The sequence below is a fragment of the Phreatobacter aquiterrae genome (genome assembly GCF_053471285.1).
Genome location: NZ_JBJPHW010000032.1, coordinates 1 through 3,198, shown reverse-complemented (window position 1 = coordinate 3,198; position 3,198 = coordinate 1). Strand labels below are relative to the sequence as shown.

Genomic DNA, 3,198 nt, shown 5'->3' with positions numbered 1-3,198 from the left:
GCCGCCATCCCGCAGTCCAGACTGCCCGAGTTGCTGCCGTGGAATTGGCAGCCAATTGGTGCGGCAGCGGCACGTCAGGCTGCCTGATCCGCATCGGCTGCAGCCGCGGCCCTCGCCGGATGCTTACGAATGAGCCGCTCGGCCTTCTGGCGGTCGAGACCGTCTCGCTCCGTCTCCGGCAGCTTGCGGAAACTGGTGCCGGCACGATTCAGAACTGTCTCCCAGCCGAGCGCGTCGAGCCATCCGCCGAGGCGCTGGGCATCCAGTCCCTCGACGCGAAAGTCATGGAAGCGGTAGGCGATGTTCTGCCCGTCCAGCCAGGCACGGGCCTTGCGGACCGTGTCGCAGGTGGTGATGCCGTAGAGGGTGACCGTCATCTGGCGCTTCCGGTGTCATCTGGATCTTGCGGACCGAGCTACTCCCTGCGTCCGCTGGGCAGGCCGGTGGCGACTAAAGCAGCGTCATCTTCGGCATCAGGTCAGGGCGTCCAGATAGGCCTCGACCTCGTCGAGATCGGCGGAGAAGAGATAATCCCTGTCGCCGAGCACGATCTTCATCGTATCGGCGTCGCGCAGCATGTAGCCGCCGTGGGCCAGAATCTGCTTGTCCGGCTTCTGCGCCGTCATCAGATGAAGGCCCAGCCGGACGCAAATGCGCTTGATTCGGCGCTCGCGGGACGGGATCGAAGCCTTGTAGCTCATGGCCGCGAGGCCGCCGTCGTGAAACGCCTTCTCATTCCCACTCGATTGTTTGAATTCCCCATAAGTCTTTGAAAATTCACTGGTAAGTGCTCATTCTGACGGTCATTCTCCGACTGTGAGTCCGTCAAAAAGCTACGCTTTTGATTTCATTGAGAAAACTGCCAGAAAAAATATTTTCACGGTTCCGGCATCTATCGAGGTCAATCGCGCCTCAGACCCAGTTTTTTGCCTGCCCAGGCTAACACAGGAGGATGCCCGAAATTACCGTCAGTTCTCTGTAGCAGGACTCATTCTTCGGATCGAGTAGCCCGGGAACGGTGAAGGTGGCCAGCGCACGCCCGACGCCCCCTAAACGTAGAACTTGAACGGCTGTCGCTCTGCTCCCGTAGCGCTGCCCATGGTTAGCACTTCGCCGACCTTGTCCGCGAAACGAATGGTGACCGGTAACCCGTCGCTGAAATTGCAGGCGTTGTAGTTGATTTTGGTGAGACCCAGTATGTCTGCCAGTACCGTCTCAATAGAGGGATAGTCACCGCTCGCGCGGAGCACGGTTACGAACAACGGGTTCGGCGTCTCTGGACCGATATAGGTGTCGATACGTGGCGCATACCCCGTGGTCCACAGATAAGCGTCTTTGTCTCCGAGCTGGATCGCCGTGCCGCGCAGGCACGGATAATCGCCGTCGCGGAAGAGCTTGGTCTCGCCATGAGTCGATTGGATACGCACGCCTACAATATTGGTTCCGTCGGGCGCGGCCTTGCTAAAGGCCTCCCATTCCGCGTCGTTGAACTTTGTTCGGCCGTGAATGAACAGCTCTTTTGGATAAGTTCCGAAGCGTTGCTTGTAGGTATCCAGAACCGTCTTGATCAGGTTTCCGGCCGCAAGATCGCTGAGGTGAAACTCTCTGTTTTCAGTCTGCCACGGCCCGTTCGCCCCGCGAAAGACGACCCCGTCTCCTTCGCTCAGGAACATCTGCGCCGCACAGCAGGCGTGATTGTCAGCGTGATTGGGAAGGAGCTTAAACACCAAGCCGACGTAGCAGACGCCCGGCCGCATACGGGCGATCTTCCAGGGGGGGTCCGCCTGCGTTTTGTAGAACAAGCCTGTGGCCAGATTCCAAGCAACGGTGGCGGAATCCTGAGTTCCACGTTTCGGATATCCCGCCTTGTTCAAGAACTCTTCAGGAGCAAGGGTTGTCTCGCGAATAAGCTGAGATGTCATGCCCAGCTTTAAGAGCTTCGCTTTGACCTGCCGGTGGAAGTCGGGAATGTCATCAAACACTGCTTCAAGCGTGTCATCAATAACACCGGCCAGTAGCGGAAGGTCGACACGCCCCTTCTGGCGCCGGGACAATTCCCCCTTGAGAAGCTCGACCTTGCGACGCTGACCCGCAACTGGGCGGCAGGTTTCGAAGACGATTTCCGGCACAACGAAGATCCAAACGTCAACCGTCCGCTCCTCATTCTTCGCGTGGCGCTCAATCGGGTCGATGAACAGCTTGGTTGTTGTGGCAACTGCCTCGTGATGGTTCTCGATCGCAATCGCAGCACGGATATCCGCAGGATCAATCTCGCATTTAATCATAGCGCCCCGATCGGCGCGGATGCCAAAGGCCTCCTCGAGACCGGGAAAATCCGACAGATGAAGCCGGAACTCTTTGTCGCGCTGACCCCGAGGCGGAATTGCGACGGGATTGCTGATTGCATCGAGCCAGCGGCAAAGGAGTTCTAGGCCATGTTTTGTGCCAACCGCACCTATCGTAATCTGCGGACGATCGGGCTTTGACGCAGGCCCGTAAAGCGTAAGGCCATCCTTCGGATGATCCGAAGCCTGCCCGTGCCCAAATCCCAGCGGTGGTTCCGGAATGTAGAGAACCGGAACGGATTTCTCGGAAAATTCGATCAAGCGTCTGAACCGCCCCTAGATTCCTGGACGCCTTCTTCCCTAATTTTGAGGCAAGGAGGCCCCGATGGGCAAAGCGAACTTCACCGAGGACTTCAAGCGGGACGCCGTCCTTCAGATCACCGAACGGGGCTATCCGGTAGCGGAGGTTGCGGCGCGGCTGGGGATCAGCAAGTACTCGCTCTACGAGTGGAAGAAGCGATACGCGAAGCCGGCCGCAGCCCGCGATGACGAGCAGGCCGCCGAGGTCCGCCGCCTGAAGCGCGAGTTGCAGCGGGTCACTGAGGAGCGCGACATCCTAAAAAAAGCGGCCGCGTACTTCGCCAAGGATGCAAAGTGAAGTTAAGCGTTCATCGCCGAGCATCGCCCAATCTTTTCGATCCGCGCCATGTGCCGCTGCCTCTCGGTGCAGCCCAGCGGCTTCTACGCCTGGCTGAAGGACCCGCTCAGCCGACGCGCCAAGGAGGACCGCCGCCAGATCGAACTGATCCGCACGGCCTGGCGCGACAGCAGCAAAGTCTACGGCTACCGGAAGCTCCACGACGACCTCGTGGACATGGGCGAGAACTGCTGTCCGAACCGGGTCGCACGACTG

At 59.2% G+C, this 3,198-nt stretch carries 3 protein-coding genes and 1 pseudogene; 1 reads left to right on the top strand and 3 read right to left on the bottom strand.

All coding sequences use genetic code 11. The features are described 5' to 3' along the window. Positions 1–74 precede the first annotated feature (74 nt). The 3 genes from ACJ4V0_RS21390 to ACJ4V0_RS21380 all read right to left on the bottom strand — a co-directional run bounded on the left by ACJ4V0_RS21390 (position 75) and on the right by ACJ4V0_RS21380 (position 2,606). Entirely contained in the window at positions 75–377 is a 303-nt protein-coding gene (locus tag ACJ4V0_RS21390; protein ID WP_448301629.1) for an ArsC/Spx/MgsR family protein, read from the bottom strand. A 96-nt stretch (positions 378–473) separates the two neighbouring features. After that, positions 474–701: a hypothetical protein gene (locus ACJ4V0_RS21385; RefSeq protein ID WP_448301628.1), complete on the bottom strand. Its 228-nt coding sequence runs from the start codon at positions 699–701 to the stop codon at positions 474–476. A 348-nt stretch (positions 702–1,049) separates the two neighbouring features. Then, positions 1,050–2,606, bottom strand: coding sequence for an argonaute/piwi family protein (locus ACJ4V0_RS21380; RefSeq protein ID WP_448301627.1), 1,557 nt, complete (start codon positions 2,604–2,606; stop codon positions 1,050–1,052). Positions 2,607–2,670: 64 nt separating this feature from the next. Here ACJ4V0_RS21380 and ACJ4V0_RS21375 point away from each other — a divergent pair. After that, positions 2,671–3,198 (top strand): annotated as a pseudogene (locus ACJ4V0_RS21375) (transposase); the annotation flags it as partial.

Coding starts and splice junctions, on each gene's coding strand:
- ACJ4V0_RS21390 (WP_448301629.1), bottom strand. CDS start 377: ATGACGGTCACCCTCTACGGCATCACCACCTGCGACACGGTCCGCAAG.
- ACJ4V0_RS21385 (WP_448301628.1), bottom strand. CDS start 701: ATGAGCTACAAGGCTTCGATCCCGTCCCGCGAGCGCCGAATCAAGCGC.